The organism is Rhodococcus sp. JS3073 (genome assembly GCF_026810085.1).
Taxonomy (GTDB): domain Bacteria; phylum Actinomycetota; class Actinomycetes; order Mycobacteriales; family Mycobacteriaceae; genus Rhodococcus_F; species Rhodococcus_F wratislaviensis.
Map to the genome: position 1 here is coordinate 268,006 of NZ_CP113951.1, position 22,097 is coordinate 290,102.

A 22,097-nucleotide genomic window follows, 5' to 3' on the forward strand; every position below is an offset into this window, starting at 1 on the left:
TCGGGCCCGGGTGGTCTCACGAGACCGAATCGGGGACCTTGTTCAGCGTGATGGTCTGGTGGTTGGTGTATTCGGCGAGCCCGTGCAAGGAGTTCTCGGCACCGATGCCGGACTGCTTGTGTCCGCCGAAGACCTGATGCGGGGAGTACTGGTGGACTTCGTTGAGCCATACCGTTCCGGCTTCGAGCTGACGACCGATCCGCTCGATCGCCTCGAGGTCCTCACCCCAGACGGTGGCGCCCAGGCCCCAGACAGTGTTGTTGGCCCGGGCGATCACATCGCTTTCCTCCGTCCAGCGCAGCAGCGGAAGGATGGGGCCGAACGGTTCCTCGGCGACCAGGCGTGAGTTCTCCGGCGGATTGTCGACGAGGGTGACCGGGACGAACCAGCCTCCGGGGTTCGGGTCGATCCGTCCACCGAGGGCGAAGGTGTAACCGTTGGCCGTGCAGTCGTCGAAGTACTCCTGCACCTTCTGCAGCTGGGGCAGGTTCTGAATCGGGCCCAATTGGGTGTTGGCGGCAGCGCCGTCGCCCACGACCACGGTCCGCGCGTACGCGACCAACTCATCCCGTACGGCCTCGTAGACGTCGTCGTGGATGTAGATGCGCTTGGCGGCGTTGCAGAACTGGGCGTTGTTCTGGAACGCCGCCCAGAAGATCTGCGGTGCGACCTTCGCCGGATCGACGTCCGGGAGGATGATCGCCGGATCGTTTCCGCCGAGTTCGAGGGTGACCCGCTTGAGTGTGCCGGCAGCGGACCGCATCACATGCTTGCCCGTTTCGGTACTGCCGGTGAACGCAATCTTCGCGATGCCCGGGTGCGCCGTCATCCACTTGCCGAGTTCGTCGTCACCGCTGACCGCGCTCAATACGCCTGCGGGAAGCAGATCCTGCACCAGCTCGACAAGCTTGAGGTCGCACAGCGGGGTGAAAGGGGACGGCTTGACGATGATGGTGTTGCCGGCCACCAGGGCCGGCGCGATCTTCCAGACCGCCAGCAGGATCGGGAAGTTCCACGGCACGATGGCGCCGACGACCCCGAGCGGCGTGTGCCGGCTGATCACCCTGCGCTCGGCAGTGTCCTCGAGAACCTCGTCGGGCAGGGACTGCTTGGCGATCTCCCGGAACCACGCGACCGACCCATAGATCTCCCATTCGGCCATCGCACGCGGCTTGCCCTGCTCGGCGGTCAGCAATGCCAGGAACTCTTCGGCGTGGGCTTCGAGCCGATCGCCGATCGCCGCGACGATGGCCTGGCGTTCGGCGAGCGGTGTCGCCGACCAGCCGGTAAACGCGCTCTGAGCGGCCGCGACGGCCTCGTCTAGTTGATCAGAGGTCGCAACAGGAACTTCGGCGATCATCTCTGTGGTCGCCGGGTTGTACACCGGCGCCGTGGCCTGTGCGGTCACAGTCCGCCCACCGATCGTCATCGGGAACTCTGCAGGGAGGACGAGGGAAGGTGCTTCGGTAGACAACATTCATCTCCTTCAGGTGCGCAGCTCCACCGAGGGTGAGACTGCATCGACGAGGTGCCGCCCGAGCGGGCACATACGTCCCGTCCTGGCCTCGAGCGAAACGAGGGTTTTGTATCTTCGACAGCGAGGTGGGGTGGCGACTACAAGTTCTACTGTCCGAGCGTGATGGGGGCGTCATCCTTTAGAGAGCAAACCGGGGCAGCCTTCTATCCCTGAGGGAATAGCCGCTCGCCGGGAACCGGAGCATTGTGACTGGTAAATCGCTCGAGTCTTCGACGATCCAGAAGCTGGTCAAGCGCATGAAAACCTGCATTCGAGTCACACCGGATGAGCTGTCCGCCGACACCCATCCCCACCGCACGGACGACCACCGCCCGCGAGCAACGCCGCGGCACTCGACCGCGGCGACCGCGGCATGGCAAATCGCACCACTATCCCTTCTCGACGAACTGGCGATGGCCGGGTTCGACGACGCCGAAGAGATCGGACGAGGTGGTTTCGGAGCCGTTTACCGCTGCGCCCAGGCAGCCCTGGAGCGGACCGTCGCCGTCAAAGTCATGACCTCAGATCTCGATCCGTCGAATCTCGGACGATTCCTTCGCGAACAGCGCGCGATGGGCCGACTATCCGGCCACCCGAACATCGTCAGCGTCTTCCAGTGCGGGAGCACGGCATCCGACTTGCCCTACATTGCGATGCAATTCCATCGCCGCGGGTCTCTCGAGAATCGGACTCGTCAACAGGGCCCGCTTACCTGGAACGACGCGCTACGCCTCGGGGTGCGCATCTCCGGCGCCCTGTCCGCCGCCCACAGCGCCGGCATCCTTCATCGCGACGTCAAGCCCGCGAACATACTGCTCACCGACTACGGCGAACCGCAGCTCGCGGACTTCGGTATCGCCCACATCGCTGGTGGTTTCGAGACCGCCCAACACGCCGTCACCGGCACGCTCGCCTACACCGCCCCGGAGATACTGCAAGGGGCTTGCCCGACTGCTGCCGCGGACGTCTACGCGCTCGCATCGACAATGTTCTGCGCCATGACCGGCCACGCCGCATACGAGCGACAAGCCAACGAACCAATTGTCGCCCAATACCTCCGAGTGACTACCCAACCGATTCCCGACCTCCGACACCTCGGAGTTCCCGACAATGTCTGCGCCGAGATTGAACGAGCCATGTCAGCAAAACCCGAGGACCGTCCCTCCACAGCCGCAGAGTTCGGAACCCGTCTTCGGCGAATGCAACGCCTTAACGGTTGCCCGGTGGACGAGATGGCCCTGATCACTCATCGCGAACCTCACCCAACCACCGAGTCGGCACGCCCACCCCTGCCGGACACCGCGGGCGAAGCCATCCACTCCCACACGGAACCGGCTCTCACCGTCGTGTCCACTGCTACGGGCCAAGGCTTGAGCCCCTCCCCCAGGGTCCGAGGCAATCTGCCCGCAGACCTGACCACCTTCGTCGGACGCCGCCACGAAGTTGCAACCACCAAAAGCCTACTGGCCGAGTCGCGCCTCGTGACACTGATCGGGATCGGAGGAGTCGGAAAGACCCGGCTCGCGACAAAGGTGGCCGCCGAATCGCATCGCGCATTCGGAGACGGTGTGTGGCTGATCGAACTCAGCGAGCTGACCGACAGCGACTTCCTCGTCGACACTGTTGCCTTCACGCTCGGAATCCAAGAACAACCCGACAAACACCGCCTTCACGGGCTCATCGAGCACCTCCGATCACGCCAATGCATGCTTGTCCTCGACAACTGTGAGCACCTCATCGAAGCCACCGCCGCCTTCACCGAGACCCTCCTCAAGTCCTGCCCCGAGCTACGAATCCTTGCTACCAGCCGCGAACCACTGGGCCTCGGCGGTGAAACACTGCATCGGGTACAACCGTTGGCCACCCCGGACACGCGAAGAATACGATCGATGCAGGCGATGAGCCAATACGACGCCGTCACATTGTTCCTCGCCCGCGCCACCACCGCACTCCCCGAATTCGGACTCACAGAGGATAACTGGAAGCGGGTCGCTCGCATCTGCACACAGCTCGACGGACTACCACTCGCGATCGAGCTGGCCGCGGTCCGCCTACGCGCGATCTCAATAGACCAGATCTGTGACAAACTCACCGACCGCTACAAACTGCTCTCACGAGGTCGGCGGGGCGCACCGACCCGCCAGCAGTCCCTGCGGCTGTGCATCGACTGGAGTCACGACCTCTGCACACCCCAGGAGCGCACGCTGTGGTCACGACTATCGGTTTTCGCAGGCAGCTTTGAATTGGATGCAGCCGAAGCTATCTGCGCCGATGGCCTGGCCACCCACAACGTCCTGGACATCATCGCGTCGTTGGTCGACAAGTCGATTTTGGTTCGAGAGGAGGAGGGACTCACGGTCCGCTACCGCATGCTCGAAACTTTGCGCGAGTACGGCCGCGAGAAACTGCACGGCTCTGAAGACATCATGACGCAGAGGCGCCGCCACAGCGATTGGTACCGGCAAATGGCACGTGAGGCAGAAGCCGAATGGGTGAGTACGCACCAGCTGACGTGGATCCTTCGATTGGATCGCGAGCAACCGAACCTTCGGGACGCACTACAGTTCCGCATCGCACACCGGGAACCGGATTCGATTGACTTCGCCGCCGCCTTGTATCCCTTCTGGTTCTCTCGCGGTCTTCTCACCGAAGGGCGACGATGGCTCGACAGCGCATTGCCTACAGATGACGGCACACATCCGGTGGACACTGTGAGGGCACTGTGCGCTCAGAGCGTGCTCGCCGGTCGCCAAGGCGACCTCTCCGCTGGAGAGCAACTACTTTCCGTAGCCGGCACTGCGACTGTCCAAGTCGACGACGTAGTGGCACAGGCGCATCTGCACCACGCCGAAGGCATGCACTCGCTGTACTCCGGCAACCTACAGATAGCTGCAACGTCTTTTACCGCGGCTCTCGCCGTCCTCGATACCCACCCCATGCCCTTCCTGCGGATCTCCACACTCCAAGGACTCGGACTCGCCAGCGGACTCCTCGGCGACACCGAACAAGCGATCGCCCGCAACGAGGAAGCCCTCACTCTCAGCGCCGACCTGGGAGAATCGGTCTACCGCGCCCGATCCTTCTGGGTTCTGGGTCTGCAGGTCTGGCAACTCGGCAACCGTGACCGAGCGACGGGGCTCCTCGGTCAGGGACTCCGGATGGCACGGACCGTCGACGATCCGCTCAGTACAGCCTGGTGCCTGGAGGCACTGGCATGGATCGCTGCCAAGAACGATCAAGCGGAGCACGCCACGCAGTTGATGGGCGCCGCCGAAGGACTCTGGGAGAGCGTCGGCAGCGCACCAGTTCACATACCGGGCTTACATGTGTACCACGAAGAATGTGCCAACCAGGCGCGTAACGCTCTGAGCAGCAGGTGCTTCGACGACACCTATCAAGCCGGACGGCAGATGACGCTCGAGGAGGCGGTGGCCTTCGCCCTTGACGAAGATGCGCCGCCACCTCCGGCGCACGTCGATTCGGACAACTGTCACCTGACCAAACGCGAGCACCAAGTCGCAGGGCTTGTAGCAGAAGGCCTGACCAACAGAGCAATCGCGGCCAGGCTGGTCATCGCCAACCGAACAGCCCAGGGGCACGTCGAGCACATCCTCACGAAACTGGGCTTCACCTCACGTGCCCAGATCGCAGCGTGGGTGGTCGCGCACAAACAGTAATTCCACATGTGGCGCAGTCCTCATCCTCAGCAGAGGAAAAGACGGTTTCGGGCTATCTCCCAACGTAATGCGGTCAGATAGCCCGCAGTCCTAACGTCTGTCCCAGCGGGTACGCCGGTGGAGACCTAGGCACGCACACAGCTCAGGACATTGACGCTGGGGCGGCGGGGTAAGAGGAGTGGAAATGAAGAACAGGCCAGAGGAGCATCAAGCGAGCACTCGTGAAGATGACTTCATGGTGCAATTTTTCCGACGCTGGTCCGCGTTCGGCGGAGGACCTGCGGAAGACATCATGGTCAACTTCGGAATCTCCAAACATGAGTACGAAGATCGCCTCTACGACCTCGCCTGCAGCAATCGAATTCGCAGGTATCCCCCGGAAGTAAAGGACCTGATCCTCACATTCTGTTCGTCGCGCCGGTTCCGACGACGAGGGTCTCACCAACGACTGCTGGTCGTTTCCGCGACATCCGAGACATCTCACGAAACGTCCGCGCCACGACCCACCCCGCAGGAATTGCAAGATGCCAACCCAATTCCTCCATGCCTTCATTGCGACGCTTAGTCTCATTCGCCCCCGCCGCTCGGCACGCATCCCAGAAGACGTCGTCCGTGACCTCGCAAACCGCTCGCGCCACGAATCGCCGCCACACTGTCCATATCAATGATCTGCCAAAACCTTTGACGAGACCCCTGGGTCGCAAAGCATTTGGATGAAACCCGAGAGAACCTCGATCTACCGCCCACCCACGCCGGGGTTCGGAAAAACTGGCAGATCTTCAGCCCGGCGCTTCGCAGCGGCACGCGCAGCCTTCAACTGAAGATAGAAGGAGTTACGCGAGTTGCCGTCCAGGTTGAGCGGAACGTCCAAGCTCCCAATCAACCGATCCTCGAGGACCGCTACCGCCGGGCTGTGCGAGCGCGAGGACACTTCCCCAACGACCAGGCAGCACTCAAGTGCCTGGATCTGGCCACCCGGGCCGGCAAGGGAAGAGCACGATGGGCAGCAACGGAATCTTCCTCGGGTAAGAGCGAACTCATGAATGAAGGGGTCCCGCTGTCTGAACTCGACGCGCCGGATCTGCGGACGAAAGTCGGATTTCCGCATAACGCTCGCATCGCAAACCAGGCATAACCTCAGCCTGATCGTCGACAGCGTCCCGAACAAGCTCATCGGTGTGCTCGCCTTGTCTCTGATCGTCAACGCGTTCCTGGCATCTCGGACGCACTCGTCATGTCGGCGGACCTGCGTCCTGCTGACGGCGTTGATGAAACCGCTCGCGCTGCTCGTCGAGCAAGATCACACCCTGCTTCTGGACGCGGTGATGTTCACAGGCAATCAGCAGTCGCACCGACGCGGTCCGCCGCTTCAGGTCGGCTGCGCGCCTGGCCGCGTCCTCATCGTTGAGCAAGAACGCCGCGGCGCGGTCGCAGTCGATCAAGATCTGCTCGTAGGCAAGCCGTACCGGCTCCTGTTCGTCGAGCCGAGACACCGCCACGTCTTCGAACAGTTGCAGCGGAAGCCGCACCAGTCGATAGTTCGCGCGTAGAAGGGCCAAGGACAGGGAGCCAAGTGTCACGCGCGGAATCGTAAGCCCGGCGGAAGCACTCGCGAATAGAGTCTTAAGTCCCGTTGTTGATAGCCGTGCCTTCCACCGAGCGCTCATGCCGAGTGGGTCATCGTCACGATCCTGAGGCTGCCTACCTCTCGGCACATGCCGCAGTGAGTCGATTCTACGTTCGCGTCGATGTCGGTCACCGCGAGTCACACCGGACCTTTCGGGATTATCCGAACATGGACAGTTGCCCAGTGGCGCTCTCGACTGGAATGCGGTAAGAACAAAACCCTGCAACTAGATTGTGACCCAAATCACTCTTAATCGTTACCGGAGGAGACAGACAAACCTCACAGGCGGTCTCCGTCAATCGGACCCGATATCGCCACCGCCTGCATCTACCTTGCGAAAGGAGCGTGGAATGCATCCCTCGCTACCCATGAAGCAGCGGATACCGGGCGGTACAGAACGCTTCACCCAGCCAATCATCGGTGCCGGTGCCTCACTATCCGTAGCCATGCCCGCCTGGACTGTCACCAACTCACTGACCGCCACCGCCGCGATCGTCGCCGCGACATTCGCCGGCCTCATCGCGGCAGCCGTGATGCTCCGACCTTCTCCGTAAACGCACGCCAACACCGAGTACACGCTGAGCACACGATCCGATCAGCGAACGACCTCGACGACCACCCGACCGCATCGCGGCCATGCTCGCCAGCCCTACTATCGCCGACCACACCAAGCAACCACCCAGCGAACACGGGAGATTCGATGAAAACCAACGCCGCCCTACTCGTCACCGTCTCCCTCGTCCTGGGTAGCGTCGTCGCCGGACAGACGGCACTGAACCGACCAGGCAAGAGACGCCGCCCGCGCGGCGTGCCGTTCCATCTCAACGGCTGACGGCGACCGACAACAGCCAACGTCGACCGCACCCAGTCGGCATCCCAGGAATCGTAAAGGCTCGGTACAAATATGCCCTGGACTGTTGAGCTCATCGCCGTCACGTTGATCGTGGTGGTCGCCGCTCTCGGCGCAGCGCTCGCCGCGGATGCGATGTCGGATCGTCACGAACATGAACTCGAATCGTCAAGTGCCGGTGGACCAGGCACTGCCCCCGCGCCTCCCACCCAGATCCGCAATCCCCGCTGGCGCCGGACCGCTGTGCAGGCCTGGACAATCTGTGGTGCCGCCTCGGCAATTGCGATTGCGATAGTCGGATTGCTGACGACCGCTGGCTGAGGGCATGCCCTCATCGGGTGCCAGCACCGGCGCGCAACACCCGTTGTTCGCCGACACCGATGACCCCACCACCAGCCCCCGCGAGCCGAGCCAGGGCCCGCTGGAGGCCGGATGCCCGGCTGAACCCAGGAGACTGACGATCGCCGGGTGGGGAGTGCATGTGGTGTTCCTGTGAACCCGTCGGGGCCTCTGCCCCCTACTATCGGACGGTCTGCGGCGCAGCGGTTTCCGTGTGGGAGGCGGACTCGCGGCGAACGCCGCCGTAGGTTGCAGTTCGGATGCTGAACAAGGTGAGCAACCCGATGAGGCACGAGCCTGCGAGAAAGTATGCCGGTGACAATGAGCTGCCGGTCCGGTCGATCAGCCAGGTGGCGATATAGGCGGCAGTTCCACCGGTCGCGATCGTCGCCAGGTTGAAGCCGAGGGCGACGCCGCTGAGCCTGACGCGGGAGTTGAACAGCGACGGGAACAGTGGTGCCGTGGCGACCTGGATGAGCGGGGTGCCGAGCGCGAAGACGAAGAATGCCACGCCCGCGACGACCAGCCCGTGGCCGCCCATCAGGGACATGGCTGGGTAGGCAAGGATGCCGGATCCGATCAGTCCGGCTGCCGCGACCGGGACGCTGCCGAAGCTGTCGACGAGTAGACCGGCGACCGGCATCAGCAGCGCGATGAGCACGATGATGAGCGCGGTCGTCCAGGTGACCGCGGTCCGATCGAATCCGCCTTGGCGGACCAGGTGGATGCCGATGTAGGTGAGCACCATGTAGCCGGTGGCGTTCTGTGCCACGCCGAGTCCGAATACCTGCAGAACCTGCTTGGGGTGTGTGCGGATGAGTTCGGTGAACGGTGACTTCGCCAGGTCGTCCGTGGCCGCGGCGTTCTCGAACTGTGCAGTGTCCTCGATGCGGGTCCGGGTCCACAGGCAGAACAGCAGGAGTGGGACGCCGAGCAGGAACGGGATTCGCCAGCCCCAGCTGGTCATCTGCGGTTCGGTGGTGAGCGCTGAGACGGTCCCGACCGCGATTGCGGCGAGCGCGAAACCACCGTTGCTGCCGAGTGCGACGAACGAGGCGCCGAGGCCCTTGCGTTTTTCTCCGACGGTCTCGTAGACGTAGGTCAGTGCTCCGCCGAGTTCTCCGCCGGCGGAGAATCCCTGCACCAGACGTGCGAGGACGAGCAGGATCGGCGCGGCGATGCCTGCTGACGCGTACGTCGGCAGGCATGCCATGAGGAGGCTGCCGACTCCCATCAGCAGCACGGACACCAGCAGAGCGCGCTTGCGTCCGTGCCGGTCCCCGAGGCGGCCGAAGAAGATGCCGCCGATGGGGCGCATGAGGTAGGCCGAGGCGAAGACGGCGAGGCTGGCGAGCAGTGCTGCGGTGGGGTCGTTGCCGGGGAAGAACAGTGGGCTGACGACCACGGCGAGGTAGGCGTAGACGGTGAGGTCGTAGTACTCGACGATGGTGCCGACCGCTGCGGCGAGGACGCCGCGGCGTCTGGTTTGCTCGAGGGTGCGCGATGTGGAATTCGTGTGGGTCGCCACGAACGTCTCATTTCTGTGCGGAATGCGTTGACCGAAGGTGCGCTTACCGCAGGTGGGAGTGGGTCACCTCATGCGAGCGCTTCCACACCATAACCGCGCATCCGCTAAATCTGTACATGTTTACGAAAATGAACGGAAGCAGACCGCTAGAGCTGCCAGTGCACGGGCTCGGAGATGATGTGTGCAAGGCGCTTGCGGTAGTACTTCGCGGTGTCGTGGACGAAGGCCTCCATCGCCTCTCCCGCGGCGGACGCATTTCGGGAGCGCATGGCATTGAGTACCAGTTGCTGCGCTTCGACGGCGGCGGTGCGGGTGATCTCAGGATGCCGTGAGGGTTCCGCGTCCCGCACCAGCAGCAGCAGCGTTTCCATGAGGATGCGCAGCACCGGGTTTCCGGATGCGGTGTAGATGGTGGTGTGGAACAGCGCGTTCTTCTCGATGAAGTTGTCGTAGTCGTCGGGCTGTGTCCGCATGCTGTCGAGCGCTGCCTGCAATTCGTCCAGCTGACCGTCCGTAATTCGAGGTGTGGCCTGTTGCGCGACCACCGGTTCCAGGGTCAGCCGAGTGTCGATGACGTCGCTGAGATTTGCGCCCTCGAGCTGCAGGAACAGTTTCATGGTGTTGCCCAGTGATTCGAATTGCGGTCGGCACGCGACGGGGCCGCCGCCGACGCCGGCCCGAATGGTGACCAGGCCCCGGCTCTCGAGCAGTCGGAGGGCTTCGCGCACAGTCGTGCGCGCAACGCCGTACTCGGCGACCATCTCCTTCTCGGTCGGCAACCGGTCACCGGCCTCGATGCCGCCTCCGAGGATCTCGTCCGCTATCTGATTCGCGATGCGTTCGGACATTTTCGGGGCCCTGCCCGGTGCGCGATGGGCGTCGTCCGGCGTCAGTGCGTTCCCGGTGCGCTCGTCGACAGTTCGATGTGTAGCCGCCATGCGTACAAACCCTACCCAGCTCCGAGACGGTATCGCTAAACTCTGTACATATTTAGGGAAAGTGGCTAGCGTGGGCTCCAGTCAACACGTGGCACCAGTCAACATCCGAACGTGATGCTCTCCCGGAGGTACAGATGTGGCCGACGCGCCCACCGACGCCCGACCTTGCCCATTCCCACCGCGAGTCAGGGCACTGGCGTGATCAGCCGATAGGGCACTACTTGACACGCGCCGCCTCGCTGTTCCCGGACGCAGTGGCCGTGATCGACGGCGACACACGGTTGACCTTCGCCGACGTCGACCGCGACGCGACCATGCTCGCTGCGGCGCTGCATTCGGCCGGGATCGGCGCCGACGACGTGGTCTCGTTCCAGCTCCCCAACCGGGCCGAAGCGGTCATCGTCTACCAGGCGATCATGAAGCTCGGCGCCGTCGCCAACCCCATAGTCCCGATCTACCGAGGGCGCGAGCTGCGGTTCATCCTCGGGCAGGCGCGGGCGTCGGCCGTCTTCATTCCCGCGACCTACCGAGGATTCGACTACGCCGCGATGTATGACCAGCTGCTCGACGACTTGCCGCACCTGAAGAAGGTCGTCATCCTCGGCGACCGTGGCGAGCGCGGCACCGACGAGCGGATGACCACCTGGACGGAGCTGCTCGACAGTGCCCCGGCCGGGGCCGCGAAGGTGGTTGCCGCACTGCCACACCCAGATCCAGATCAGGTCTGCCTGCTCTTGTACACCTCTGGGACGACCGCGGATCCGAAGGGCGCGCTGCACAGCCACAACACCCTGGTATTCGAGAACCTCTCGATGATCGAGTTGTTCGGCCTCAACGAGAACGACGTCATCTTCAACCCGTCGCCGGTCACGCACGTGACCGGCGTGAATTGTGCCTTGACCCTGCCTTTCCTGCTCGGGGCGCCCGTCGTGCTGCACGATCAGTGGGATCCAGTCGCCGCGCTCGACAAGATTTCCCGCGACGCCGCCAGCTTCATGATCTTCTCCACACCGTTCCTGCAGGGGCTGCTCGACGCCGCGATCGCGGAGGGTCGCCCCACTCCGTCGATCAGGTACATCGTGTGCGGCGGCGCTGACATGCCGGACGACCTGACCCGTCGGGCCACCGAGCGACTCGGCACCGTCGTCCGAATGTACGGCGCCACCGAGGGACCGTCCGTCACAGCAGGCAATCGCTGGGACACAACACAATTACGCACCCGAACCGACGGTCGAGTCCTCGCGCCCACCGAGGTGATCATCGTCGACCCCTCCGAGCGCCCCGTCGAGCCCGGCTCCGTCGGCGAAGTACTGTGGCGCGGCCCCGACACCTTCCTCGGGTACCTCGACCCCTCGCTCAACGCCGCGGCGTTCACCGAGGACGGCTTCTTCCGGTCCGGTGACCTCGCACGGTTCGACGACACCGGCGCAATCCACATCGAGGGCCGAATCAAGGACATCATCAACCGCTCCGGCGAGAAGATCAGCACTCACGAGGTGGAAAACCTGCTCAGTGAGCACCCCGCCGTCAGCGAGGTCGCCGTCGTCGCCGGGCCGGACGCGACGACCGGTGAACGGGGTTGCGCCTTCGTCGTCACCCACCACGCACAGGACCTCACCCTCGAAGACGTCCACGAGTTCCTGACCGGACGCGAGGTCGCCAAACAGAAAATCCCCGAGAGCGTCTTCGTGGTGGACGTACTACCCAAGACCGCGAGCGGCAAGATCCAGAAGTTCGCGCTCCGCGACTGGACCCGTAACCGCACCGACCTCCCGCCGCAGATGGTCGGCGTCAGCCTCCATGCGGCGCATGAAAAGTGAGGACGACATGACCGAGCACATTCTCATCTCCCAACCCGAACCGGGGATCGCGCTGGTCGAACTCGCCCGCGGCAAGGTCAATGCAATCGACCACCGAATGTACGGCGAACTTGCCGAGGCCTTCGACCGGCTATCCGACGATCCGACAGTCAACGTCGCCGTGCTCACAGGACGCGGTCACGTGTTCTGCGCGGGCAACGACCTCAACGACTTCCGCACCATGGACACGACGAGCGGTGAATTGCAGATGCGCAACGTCCGCCGCGCGATGTTCAACCTCATCGATTGCTCGATCCCCGTCATTGCCGCCGTCAACGGCCCGGCACTAGGCAGCGGATTTGGTCTGACCGCATCCTGCGACCTCGTGGTGGCGTCGGCGAAGGCAACGTTCGGACTGCCGGAAATGAACGTCGGGGTACTCGGCGGTGGCCGATTCACCGCCCGCATGCTGCCGCAGCAGGCAATGCGCCGGCTGTTCTTCACCGCAGAAGCCGTCGACGCACACACCCTCGAGCGGTGGGGCGCGCCGATCGAGGTGGTCCCCCACGACGTACTCATGACCACGGCGCTCACCCGCGCACGGTCCATCGCCTCGAAGAGCCGCTACGCGCTGACCCTGGCGAAGCAATCGTTGAACGGCTGCGAGGGTATGGATCTCAAGCGCGGCTACGAGCTCGAACAGACCTTCACCGTCCGGCTGTCCGAGCATCCGGACTCCAAGACTGCAGTCGAGGCACGAATGGCCGCACTAACGAACGGCAAGAACATATGAGTACGGCAACGAGCGAACTGGCAACACCGGAAGACCTGGACGCGTTCGAGGAACGCGCCACCGCGTGGCTGTCACAGCGGCTGGACCGGCATCCCCCGGCCACCGAAACCAACCTGCCAGGAAACGACGCGGAGCCGTCCTACGCCATCTTCCACAACCGCACAGTGGCCGAAGAGCGCGAACTACTCGTCCGCGGCAAGGCCTGGCAATCCGCACGCGTCGACGCCGGATTCGGCGCGATCACCTGGGGCCCCGAATGGGGCGGACCGGGCCTGACCGCCTCCCACGAACGGATCTACGTCGAGCTCGAACGTCAGTTCCGTGCCCCGGAGCGGCACGAGACCATCCTGGTGACCGTGGAGCTGATCGCACCGACCATCCACCTGCTCGGCACCGAGGAACACAAACAACGATTCGTGCAACCGTTCCTGCGTGCCGACGAACTGTGCTGCCAGCTCTTCTCCGAACCCGGCGCCGGATCCGACCTGGCCGCGCTCGCGACCCGCGCAGTTCGCACCGACACCGGCTGGAAGATCACCGGTCAGAAGGTGTGGAGTTCCGGCGCACAATTCTCCGAGTGGGGACTACTCATCGCGCGCAGCGACCCCGCCGCACCCAAGCACCGCGGAATGACAGCGTTCCTGGTGCCGATGGACGCCCCAGGAATCGAAACCCGGCCAATCCGCCAGATGTCCGGCGGTTCCACGTTCAACGAGGTATTCCTCACCGCCGTCGAACTGCCTGACTCGCTGCGTCTCGGCGAGATCGGCGACGGTTGGAACGTCGCATTGACCACCCTCGGTTTCGAACGCAGCTCCAGCGGCGGAATCGTCTCCGCCGGCGGAAGCGCAGCCGATCTGATCCGCCTGGCCAAGCAACTTGGTATCACCGACGACCCCCACGTGCGTCAGACACTTGCCCGAGTCGTCGTCTACGAGCGAGCCACCGCAATGTTCAACGCCCGCTATGCCGAACGTGAACTCGCCGGCCATGTTCCTGGAGTCGAGGGCTCGATCGCCAAGCTCGTGTGGACGCAGAATCTCAAGCGCATCGGCGACGCCGCGGCCCGATTCCTCGGACCCCGCATCCTCGCCGACACGGGCATTCCGAACACCTATGCCTGGACCGAGCATCTCCTGGGCGCCCCGGGCTACCGCATCGCCGGCGGCTCCGACGAGATCCAGCGAAACATCATCGGCGAACGCGGCCTCGGGCTGCCCAGAGAACCGCGCTAGGAGCAAACATGGCCCTCGAATTGACCCACGAACAAGAACAACTTCGCGACAGCGTCCGCGCCTTCCTTACGAAGAACGCCGACACCGAACAAGCACTGTGGGAAGGGCTCACCGGCCTGGGATTGACCGAGATCCCCTTCCCCGAACGCTTCGGCGGAGCCGGTTGCACCCTCAAAGACACCTCCGTCGCAATGCACGAACTCGGCCGCACCATCTCCAACGCCCCCTTCTTCTCGTCCGTGTGTCTTGCCGGGCTCACCCTCTCGGAATGCTCCTCCGACACGGGCCGCGCCACACATCTGCCCGCAATCGCAGCAGGCGAACGCACTGCCACGCTGGTCGCCGGGTACCCCTACTCGGACACCCCGATTACCGCCACCGCAACCGGTAACAGCCAGTTGATTCTGCGGGGCACACAAGAATTCGTGGTAGACGGCGCCAATGCAGACCTCCTCGTCGTTGTCGCACGCGGAGAGAAGGGCCTCGAGCTAGCAGTCATCGACGGCACCACACCCGGCGTCGTGCGTACCCCCCTAGAGTCCCTTGACACCACCCGCCCACTGACCCGGATCGAGTTCTTCGACGCCCACGCGCAGGCGGTCGGCAACCCGAACCTGGCTGCGACGCTGCCACGCGCGCAGGCGTCAGCCCTCGTGGCGCTTGCGTCCGAACAGGTCGGCGCTGCCGAGGCGTGCCTGGAAATGTCGGTCGAGTACGCCAAGAACCGGGAGCAGTTCGGCCGACCGATAGGCTCGTTCCAATCGATCAAGCACCGCCTCACCGACATTCTGGTGGCACTCGAGCTGGCGCACGCCGCAGTGCTGGACGCGGCGAACGCTGACGACCGGCCAACGGACGAACTGGCCACTGCAGCGAGCATCGCTCATGTACTGGCGTCCGAGGCCTTCACCTTCGCCGCCGAAGAGTCCATCCAAATCCACGGCGGCATCGGATTCACCTGGGAACACCCCCTACACAGGTACTTTCGGCGAGCCAAGAGTGACTCACTGCTATTCGGCAGTACAGAGACGCACCACGAGGTCATTGCAGCTTCGGTGATATAGGGGTTCGGAGCGGACGGCCGCCCGCAGCCGGAATCGCCTGCCGGAATGATCGCAGCTGATCACCATCAGTTGCCGGTTGACACACGGACGTGCCCGGACGAGCGAGTTCGGATGGAGCGGCCCACTGTCCGCTTTCAGTCTGGTGAGAATGTCGTCTGCAGGGTGCGATCGACGGGCACGACACTTTCCGAGTCCAAGTTGCGCTTCACCGACCGACCTTCAATGAGATGCGCGTTAACGCGTGGTTCGCAACGTCAGTTTCGGGTCCTCGCGGACGTCCATTTGCGATGGGCGTCGGCGCAACGCAGGTCCGCCTCGGCCCTCGCCGCGACCGCGGTCCTTGCAGTGGGGATGTCCCCGAACCGCGGCAGTGTAAGACGTTCAGCTGACAGGGCGGGCCGGGTCGGATACAACTGAGGGGCATCGACAGTGACGTGGGTGGATCACCCCCGCGATGGAGACCGGCCGGCACCACACGTCCGGTAACCGATGCATGCAGCGAAGGAGCAAACGTTCGTGCGCGAGAACGAAATCCACCCCACAGTCCGCATCCCACCACCGCCCGCCGATCCGCCGCCGCTCCGACAAGCGACTCACCCGGACCGATCACCGACTCTGGCCGCCGGCCGGTGCGGGGCTGTGCGGCGCCCCCTGGCCGACGCCGATCCGGATCGAAAATCCGAGGGCGAGGACCCGAGCAAATCCTTGTCGCTACCCGACGATCCGATCGTCTGGCCCGACCCCAGCCCGCTCGCCGACTGGTGGGACCGAGTACTCGGCCGGCCCTCGACCACTTGAGGACCCGCGGACCTGCTCGCAGGTGTGGAAACCGTGCGACCCAGTGTCGTCGGGGCTGCTGCGAATTCCTCCGCGGACCGATGTCGAGAATCCGCGGCCGGCGCCGTCCCTGATGTGAACCGGCCATAAAGGCCGCGTTACGACGGAAGGTGAACACGCATGAAGCGGCACGAGATCGACGACGAACTCACCAGCACCGGCGCGCAGCAGCTGCTCACGTCCAGCTCGGTGGCCCGCCTGGCGTACCTCGCAACGGACGCAACCCCGCGGGTGATCCCGATCGGTTTCTACTGGACGGGCGACCAGATCGTGGTCTGCACCGCCGCGACCGCACCCAAGGTCGCGGCGCTGTCAGCCCACCCGGATGTCGCCCTGACAATCGACAGCGGCGACACGCCCGGCGACGCACGATCCCTGTCGATTCGCGGACGGGCGAGTGTCCAGATCGTCGACGGGGTGACCGAGGAATACCTCGCCAGCGCCAGGAAGGCCATGGACGCCGAGGCGGCGGCCCAGTTCGAGCAGAACTGCCGCGAGCTGTACGACCAGATGGCGCGTATCGCGATCACGCCGCACTGGGTGCGCTACTTCGACTTCGGCGCCGGCCGACTTCCGCACTTCCTGCAGCAGCTGGTCGAGCGGACCGGGTGACTGTCTCGGGCATCTAGGATCGGTCGATTGCGCGCCGGGACAACGCCGGCGAACACCCAACGAAAGGTCGCGAGTGGTTCACGGGGACCGTCATGCACCAGGGGCGTGCCCGGGTCTTCCAGCCGCGAAAGCAACCTGTCGTCCCGCACGATCTGTCGAACCCTTAGGTTGACTGCAGCTTTGCGGCAAGAACATGTCGAGATCCCAGCACCGGCTCCGTCCCAGCATCGAATCGGCACCGACAACAATGGAGGATGGTCCCATGGCACACGTACAACGTTTCGACCACATCGGCATCACCGTCGCGGACCTCGACTCGGTGACGGCGTTCTTCGTCGGACTGGGTCTCGAGGTCGAGGGCACCGGATCCGTGGAGGGCGAGTTCGTGGAGACCGTCTGCGGCATCCCCGGCGCGCACTGTGAGATCGCGATGCTGCGGCCGCCCGATGGAGGGTCCCGGCTGGAGCTCGCGACCTTCGTCACGCCCGACCACGAGCCCGGATCGCCCTCGGCGATGGCCAACGAGCTTGGCCTGCGCAACGTGTCCTTCGAGGTCGGCGACCTCCAGGCGGCCGTCGATGCGGTGGCTGCGGACGGGTACGGGCTCATCGGCGGCATCGGCGAGTACGAGAACAGCGTGCGGATGGCCTACGTGCGCGGGCCCGAAGGGATCATCGTGTCGCTGTTCGAGCAGATCGGCTGACGCGCGTGCGCGTTGCCCACGTGTGTCTGTGCGCCCAGATCGTCTACAACGGCGTGGCAAGAGGCGCCGTACGGACGAGATCAGGAGCGGGTCGTAGGTTTGATCGAAGTCGAACGCCAAGAGGAGGGATGTGAACGAGATGAGCTCGGACGTGACTGACGACCAGATTCAAGCCCTGGCCGCGACCGCCAAGCCCTTTAGCCTGGTTCAGCTTCGATGGAGCTCGGACCGATACCAGGACGGAGCCGAGGCGATCGAACTCGAGCACCAACGTCGCATGGTGTCGCTGCGCGCCGAAGGTGTGATCGCGATCCTCTGTCCCGTCATCTCTGACTCCGTTGCCGGCGTGGCGATCATGACCGAGCCCCTTGAACGGGCGCGGCAGATCATGGCCGCCGACCCGTGTGTGCAGGCCGGAATCATGACCTGTGAGGTCCTCCCGTGCCTCGGCTTCCCGGGCGACACACTCCCCGAGTAGCCACACTCTCCGTCAGCAGGCATCGGGACGGTCCAGCTCTCAGACTTGAACGCGCGCAGCACGATCGCGAAACTGCTCCCTTGGCCCCATCCCAAGACGACGCGCTAGTCCTTCGTGGCTGGCGATGTCGAGGTCGGGATGTGGATCGTCAACCAGGTGCACAGCTTCGGCGGACACGCGGATCGCGTCCCTGGTACCTGCTACTGGCGATAGATCTCCACGTGGGCGTTGGTGATCACGCCGGCATCCAACGCGGGGGCACCCCAATTCGTGCCGCAAGCCCCTGTGGCCTGACCTGTCGGCACGAATGAGCGACTGGACTGGCTAAAGGGCCCGATCGCATAGAACGGAAAGGCGTTGGGGATGCCGTGAAGGCCCCAGCAGTCGACGATCAGCGCGTACTCCCTACCAGGGGGTGCGTCGGTGTCATGGCAGGTCGCCGTCGCGCTGAAGGCATCCCGCTGGATGACGCAGTCCTGGGGGGCCGCCTGGGCGGTGCCGGAGCCGATGATCGCCGCGAAGGCGACACCCGTAACGACGGCGGCCGTGACGCGTGCTGTAGCCCTAATTGTGCTTCTCATTGAGATCCTTTCAGTAGCAATACGTCTGGTGCCGAGCAGTCCTGCTGGGCCCGTCCGATGACCGACGGCCCGCCCATCGCCCGGTGACAGGACGTTGCTGTTCTTTTGCGAATCCACTAGGCCCAGAAGAGGGTCGATGCGAAGACTGGGCACGGCTGTGCCACGGATGTTGTCCGGCGTCGAGTGGCCGGACTCGGAATGTCTCGGACCTCGGGTCAACCATCGGCCTCGGCCAGGCTCAGCCCACAGATGGGCATTCTCTGGCAAGTACCGTACGTGTGGCCGGTTCAGATGACGATGGGCGCACCCGTGACGAGGTCCCAGAGTCCCAGGCCCAGGAACAGCACCGCACCCACTGCCGACTGCACCGGATTTCCGTTCAGAAAACCCTCAGCACCCCAGGCGACCAAATCAGTGAAGATTTCGGACGAACCCATACTTCTCGCTCCTTGTGTCGGTATATAGCCTTGGCACCTTGATCGTCCAGACCGACTGGTCCGTTACGGATTCGAATCTCTCAGCGCCGGCGAGCAGGTCGTAGGACCCAGCCAGGATTCGGTGCTCTCGGCCTGCGAGGCATCGGCTCTCCGCTTACGGAACCACCTGTTCGGCGGCGGGCTGTCGGCCAGACTCTCGTCTCGCTGCTGGTTGATTCTGCGGGACGCCACTGGCGTGATCACTCCAGCGCAGATACTCCGGGTCCGTCGAGGTCACCCAGCGCCGACTTGCGCCCCGATATTGCCATGAGCAGTGACAGTGCCGGGCCGCAGACTTCTGGGCCATCGCCGATCGACACGTCTGCGTCGGTGGCCCGCAACTGGACCGAGGCAATGAGTTGCTTCGCACCGCCCAGGGATACCGGGGTGCGCGCCTGATACCGCAACGACCTGACGACCGCCTCCGACGGATATATACGGGTGATGCCCAGCGGCCGTCGGATGTCTTCGCCATGGACGACCTCTTCGACCAGCCTGCTGTCGAGCGGTGCCGGCGGCGTCGACGTACGTGTTGCTACCTGCTGAAGCCCGGCGAGCGTTTGGCGGGGCGTGGCGCCGCGTTCGCGTTCGACGCCTTGGGCGTTCTGGCGATCGAAGTTGAAGCGCGCACGGGCCATGTTGCGCACGATGCCGAGGCGGGTGGTCTTCGCGTTGTTGATCAAATGTGCAGCGACGTCGTGCACGGTCCAGTCACCACAGAGCGACGGGTGGGCCCACTGGTCGTCGGTGAGGTCGGTGAGGTCATCGATCAGCGCCGCACGCTCCGCGTGCACAATCGGCCAGACATCATTCATGAAGCCAGTGTGACAAATGCTGCCCGTCACCGACTGGATTGGGCCCGACGCCGTCCCGACCCAACGTCATGGACGATTCATGCCCGCCGTGCCGCAAGCCGATCGGTGAACGGTCTCATCGGAGGTCCCTATGCCTTGGCGCGAGGAGTCCTAGTCGACATGCAGCCGGTCGCGGTGCTAGCGCCCTCGCCGGGCCGCGCATGCGGCGCGCAGCTCGGATCCTCGGACTGATTCCGAGTCCCGGCACCCGGCCGCGTCTACCGATCAGCGGCCAGCACTGCCGTGAGGCCTTCTTGCAGATCCTTGACGAAATACTCGGGAACCTCCAGCGACGGGAAATGTCCCCCTGTTTCGGGCGACCTCCATCGGACGATCTGTCGGTATCGCTCCTGCGCCCAGGCGCGCGGACACTTCTCGATGTCGCGGGGATACACACTGATTGCCGACGGGACGTCGACCCGAAGGTCGGGGTCGAGCGAGTTGTGGCTTTCGTAGTAGATGCGGGCTGACGATGCGCCGGTCCGCGTCAGCCAGTACAGAGTGACGTCGTCGAGAACTCTGTCTCTGGAAACCGTCTCGAACGGGCTATCTTCGGTATCTGTCCACTCCGCGAACTTGTCAAGGATCCAGGCGAGAAGCCCGACTGGTGAGTCCACGAGCGAGTAGCCGATGGTCTGCGGTCGGGTCGCCTGCTGCTTCGCATACGCCGCGTGGTGGCGCCAGAAATCGCGGGTTTCCTCGGTCCATTTTCTCTCGGCCGCCGTCAGCCCGTCCGTTGTCAACCCGGGCGGTGCCTGCGCGGTCGTTGTATGGATGCCGAGAACGTGCGCCGGGAACCTTCCGCCGAGCACCGTGGTGATCACACCTCCCCAGTCGCCGCCGTGGGCTACGAACTTGTCGTAGCCGAGCCTTCCCATCAGTTCCACCCATGCGGCCGCGATCTTTTCGATTCCCCACCCGGTGGTGGCCGGCTTGTCGCTGTAACCAAAACCCGGTAACGACGGGACCACGACGTGGAACGCTGGCGCGTCGGCATCTTTCGGATCTGCGAGCTCGTCTACTACATCGACGAACTCGGCAATGCTGCCTGGCCAGCCGTGCGTCAAGATCAGAGGAGTGGCATCTGCGCGCGCGGATCGGCGGTGTAGGAAGTGGATTCCCAGATCATCAATGGTCGTGCGGAACTGTCCGATCCGGTTGAGGCGCGCTTCGAACGACCGCCAGTTGTATCCGGTGCGCCAGTAGTTGACGACGTCGACGAGGTCGGCGAGAGGAACGCCCTGTTCCCATCGGCGAGGGTCGGGCGCGGCGCGATAGACCGTCTCAGCCTCCGGTAGCCGAGCCGCGGCTAATCGCGCGCGCAGATCGTCGAGGTCAGCGTCAGTTGCGTGGGCTTCAAATGCTTGCACGTCGCTGGTTGGACGGGGCATGAGACCTCCCGGTCATCGGGGAACCGGCTAAGACCTATCGCGAACCGGCTAAGACGGTTCTAACACGTCTTCATGACAGCGTGCAACCCGCTAAGGTGGTTCCATGCGTGCTGGGTTCCCCGACTTTCGCCTCGGTAACGTGCTAGCGACCAGTTTCACGGGGACTCTGACGGAGCGTCATGGCAACGCTGTGGAGCGCATTCCCACGCCGCAGCGACTCGTCGACTGGTTGGCAGAGAACGGCCTAGCCGTGGACTCCTGCACCACCGCCCAGCTCGAACTCGCTCGGGAACTGAGGGAATGTATTCACGCCGCAGCGACAGCGGCCGCGATCCAAGACGCTCTCCCTGCGTCCGCTGTCCACGTCATCAATGACTGCAGCATTCAGGGTCGGGCAGCGGCAATCCTGACTCCCGAGGGCAATCGGCGATGGCGACTGAGCTCGGCTTCCTGCGTTGAAGATGCCCTAGGCGTGATCGCCGCCGACGCGATCAGCATCATCGCAGGTGAACGAGACGGAAAATTGGCCCTGTGCGCATCGCCAACCTGCCAAGCCGCCTTCTTCGACACCAGCCAAAGCCGCACCCGCAGATGGTGTGACATGAACACGTGCGGGAATCGTCAGAAGAAAGCGCGCTTCAATGCAAACCAGCGCAAGAATCCCAACTCGGCAAAGTAATCGTTACCGTCCGCACATCCAGGTAGGCCCACGTCTGCGACACATCTAGGTGACATGGACAGACAGCCGAGGACTATTTTCCCGATGCTCCAAACGAACCATGGCTATCTGGTGGCGGCG

20 protein-coding genes and 1 pseudogene are annotated in these 22,097 nt (G+C 64.0%); 13 read left to right on the top strand and 8 right to left on the bottom strand.

The features are described from left to right. Positions 1-16: 16 nt before the first annotated feature. On the bottom strand, positions 17-1,477 hold the full coding sequence (locus OYT95_RS01255; RefSeq protein ID WP_128638723.1) for an aldehyde dehydrogenase family protein: 1,461 nt from the start codon (positions 1,475-1,477) through the stop codon (positions 17-19). Positions 1,478-1,773: 296 nt separating this feature from the next. On the opposite strand from OYT95_RS01255, the gene OYT95_RS01260 reads away from it, so the two are divergent. Together OYT95_RS01260 and OYT95_RS44605 are read left to right on the top strand one after the other, a co-directional pair. After that, positions 1,774-5,193 carry a protein kinase domain-containing protein gene (locus OYT95_RS01260; protein ID WP_128638724.1) on the top strand — a complete coding sequence of 1,140 codons (3,420 nt, stop codon included), beginning with the start codon at positions 1,774-1,776 and terminating at the stop codon, positions 5,191-5,193. Between the two features lie 889 nt (positions 5,194-6,082). After that, positions 6,083-6,164 (top strand): annotated as a pseudogene (locus tag OYT95_RS44605) (transposase); the annotation flags it as partial. 261 nt (positions 6,165-6,425) lie between these two features. On the opposite strand, the gene OYT95_RS01265 reads toward OYT95_RS44605, so the two are convergent. After that, on the bottom strand, positions 6,426-6,773 hold the full coding sequence (locus tag OYT95_RS01265; RefSeq protein ID WP_128638726.1) for a hypothetical protein: 348 nt from the start codon (positions 6,771-6,773) through the stop codon (positions 6,426-6,428). Between the two features lie 747 nt (positions 6,774-7,520). Between OYT95_RS01265 and OYT95_RS01270 the strand changes: the two genes are divergently transcribed. Both OYT95_RS01270 and OYT95_RS01275 read left to right on the top strand, forming a co-directional pair. Next, positions 7,521-7,652: a hypothetical protein gene (locus OYT95_RS01270; RefSeq protein WP_255221370.1), complete on the top strand. Its 132-nt coding sequence runs from the start codon at positions 7,521-7,523 to the stop codon at positions 7,650-7,652. A gap of 343 nt (positions 7,653-7,995) precedes the next feature. Then, entirely contained in the window at positions 7,996-8,166 is a 171-nt protein-coding gene (locus tag OYT95_RS01275) for a hypothetical protein (protein ID WP_156046537.1), read from the top strand. A 24-nt stretch (positions 8,167-8,190) separates the two neighbouring features. Here the strand turns inward: OYT95_RS01275 and OYT95_RS01280 are convergent, their stop codons facing one another. Together OYT95_RS01280 and OYT95_RS01285 are read right to left on the bottom strand one after the other, a co-directional pair. After that, complete coding sequence (locus tag OYT95_RS01280) at positions 8,191-9,537, bottom strand: MFS transporter (protein WP_268790678.1); 1,347 nt, start codon at positions 9,535-9,537, stop codon at positions 8,191-8,193. Positions 9,538-9,683: 146 nt separating this feature from the next. Next, positions 9,684-10,475, bottom strand: coding sequence for a FadR/GntR family transcriptional regulator (locus tag OYT95_RS01285; protein ID WP_052032899.1), 792 nt, complete (start codon positions 10,473-10,475; stop codon positions 9,684-9,686). 221 nt (positions 10,476-10,696) lie between these two features. Between OYT95_RS01285 and OYT95_RS01290 the strand changes: the two genes are divergently transcribed. The 8 genes from OYT95_RS01290 (at position 10,697) to OYT95_RS01325 (ending at position 17,996) form a co-directional block, all read left to right on the top strand. Further along, on the top strand, positions 10,697-12,295 hold the full coding sequence (locus tag OYT95_RS01290; RefSeq protein WP_268790679.1) for an AMP-binding protein: 1,599 nt from the start codon (positions 10,697-10,699) through the stop codon (positions 12,293-12,295). Between the two features lie 7 nt (positions 12,296-12,302). Continuing rightward, entirely contained in the window at positions 12,303-13,067 is a 765-nt protein-coding gene (locus OYT95_RS01295; protein ID WP_037227650.1) for an enoyl-CoA hydratase-related protein, read from the top strand. After that, positions 13,064-14,302, top strand: a complete 1,239-nt coding sequence (locus OYT95_RS01300) for an acyl-CoA dehydrogenase family protein (protein ID WP_268790680.1) — start codon at positions 13,064-13,066, stop codon at positions 14,300-14,302. The genes OYT95_RS01295 and OYT95_RS01300 overlap by 4 nt, the downstream gene beginning before the upstream one ends. A gap of 8 nt (positions 14,303-14,310) precedes the next feature. Continuing rightward, on the top strand, positions 14,311-15,366 hold the full coding sequence (locus tag OYT95_RS01305; RefSeq protein ID WP_268790682.1) for an acyl-CoA dehydrogenase family protein: 1,056 nt from the start codon (positions 14,311-14,313) through the stop codon (positions 15,364-15,366). 516 nt (positions 15,367-15,882) lie between these two features. Continuing rightward, on the top strand, positions 15,883-16,164 hold the full coding sequence (locus OYT95_RS01310; protein ID WP_235214439.1) for a hypothetical protein: 282 nt from the start codon (positions 15,883-15,885) through the stop codon (positions 16,162-16,164). A gap of 159 nt (positions 16,165-16,323) precedes the next feature. Beyond that, entirely contained in the window at positions 16,324-16,815 is a 492-nt protein-coding gene (locus OYT95_RS01315; protein ID WP_128638733.1) for a pyridoxamine 5'-phosphate oxidase family protein, read from the top strand. 262 nt (positions 16,816-17,077) lie between these two features. After that, the gene (locus OYT95_RS01320) at positions 17,078-17,518 is read left to right on the top strand and encodes a VOC family protein (RefSeq protein ID WP_037227661.1); all 441 of its coding nucleotides are present in this window, start codon (positions 17,078-17,080) and stop codon (positions 17,516-17,518) included. A gap of 151 nt (positions 17,519-17,669) precedes the next feature. Further along, the gene (locus OYT95_RS01325; RefSeq protein ID WP_268790683.1) at positions 17,670-17,996 is read left to right on the top strand and encodes a hypothetical protein; all 327 of its coding nucleotides are present in this window, start codon (positions 17,670-17,672) and stop codon (positions 17,994-17,996) included. Positions 17,997-18,196: 200 nt separating this feature from the next. Here OYT95_RS01325 and OYT95_RS01330 read toward each other — a convergent pair whose 3' ends face one another. The 4 genes from OYT95_RS01330 to OYT95_RS01345 form a co-directional block, all read right to left on the bottom strand. After that, entirely contained in the window at positions 18,197-18,577 is a 381-nt protein-coding gene (locus OYT95_RS01330) for a hypothetical protein (protein ID WP_200887698.1), read from the bottom strand. 287 nt (positions 18,578-18,864) lie between these two features. Next, positions 18,865-19,014 carry a hypothetical protein gene (locus OYT95_RS01335; RefSeq protein ID WP_167344014.1) on the bottom strand — a complete coding sequence of 50 codons (150 nt, stop codon included), beginning with the start codon at positions 19,012-19,014 and terminating at the stop codon, positions 18,865-18,867. 239 nt (positions 19,015-19,253) lie between these two features. Continuing rightward, entirely contained in the window at positions 19,254-19,868 is a 615-nt protein-coding gene (locus tag OYT95_RS01340) for a maleylpyruvate isomerase family mycothiol-dependent enzyme (RefSeq protein ID WP_128638734.1), read from the bottom strand. 257 nt (positions 19,869-20,125) lie between these two features. Next, entirely contained in the window at positions 20,126-21,298 is a 1,173-nt protein-coding gene (locus OYT95_RS01345; RefSeq protein WP_268790684.1) for an epoxide hydrolase family protein, read from the bottom strand. Positions 21,299-21,401: 103 nt separating this feature from the next. Here OYT95_RS01345 and OYT95_RS01350 point away from each other — a divergent pair, with 103 nt between their 5' ends. Beyond that, the gene (locus OYT95_RS01350) at positions 21,402-21,977 is read left to right on the top strand and encodes a CGNR zinc finger domain-containing protein (RefSeq protein ID WP_081792216.1); all 576 of its coding nucleotides are present in this window, start codon (positions 21,402-21,404) and stop codon (positions 21,975-21,977) included. The last annotated feature ends 120 nt before the right edge of the window (positions 21,978-22,097 follow it).

Coding starts and splice junctions, on each gene's coding strand:
- OYT95_RS01330 (WP_200887698.1), bottom strand. CDS start 18,577: ATGAGAAGCACAATTAGGGCTACAGCACGCGTCACGGCCGCCGTCGTT.
- OYT95_RS01335 (WP_167344014.1), bottom strand. CDS start 19,014: ATGGGTTCGTCCGAAATCTTCACTGATTTGGTCGCCTGGGGTGCTGAG.
- OYT95_RS01345 (WP_268790684.1), bottom strand. CDS start 21,298: ATGCCCCGTCCAACCAGCGACGTGCAAGCATTTGAAGCCCACGCAACT.
- OYT95_RS01340 (WP_128638734.1), bottom strand. CDS start 19,868: ATGAATGATGTCTGGCCGATTGTGCACGCGGAGCGTGCGGCGCTGATC.
- OYT95_RS01315 (WP_128638733.1), top strand. CDS start 16,324: ATGAAGCGGCACGAGATCGACGACGAACTCACCAGCACCGGCGCGCAG.
- OYT95_RS01270 (WP_255221370.1), top strand. CDS start 7,521: ATGAAAACCAACGCCGCCCTACTCGTCACCGTCTCCCTCGTCCTGGGT.
- OYT95_RS01305 (WP_268790682.1), top strand. CDS start 14,311: ATGGCCCTCGAATTGACCCACGAACAAGAACAACTTCGCGACAGCGTC.
- OYT95_RS01260 (WP_128638724.1), top strand. CDS start 1,774: ATGAAAACCTGCATTCGAGTCACACCGGATGAGCTGTCCGCCGACACC.
- OYT95_RS01300 (WP_268790680.1), top strand. CDS start 13,064: ATGAGTACGGCAACGAGCGAACTGGCAACACCGGAAGACCTGGACGCG.
- OYT95_RS01350 (WP_081792216.1), top strand. CDS start 21,402: ATGCGTGCTGGGTTCCCCGACTTTCGCCTCGGTAACGTGCTAGCGACC.
- OYT95_RS01275 (WP_156046537.1), top strand. CDS start 7,996: ATGCCCTCATCGGGTGCCAGCACCGGCGCGCAACACCCGTTGTTCGCC.
- OYT95_RS01320 (WP_037227661.1), top strand. CDS start 17,078: ATGGCACACGTACAACGTTTCGACCACATCGGCATCACCGTCGCGGAC.
- OYT95_RS01295 (WP_037227650.1), top strand. CDS start 12,303: ATGACCGAGCACATTCTCATCTCCCAACCCGAACCGGGGATCGCGCTG.
- OYT95_RS01255 (WP_128638723.1), bottom strand. CDS start 1,477: ATGTTGTCTACCGAAGCACCTTCCCTCGTCCTCCCTGCAGAGTTCCCG.
- OYT95_RS01285 (WP_052032899.1), bottom strand. CDS start 10,475: ATGGCGGCTACACATCGAACTGTCGACGAGCGCACCGGGAACGCACTG.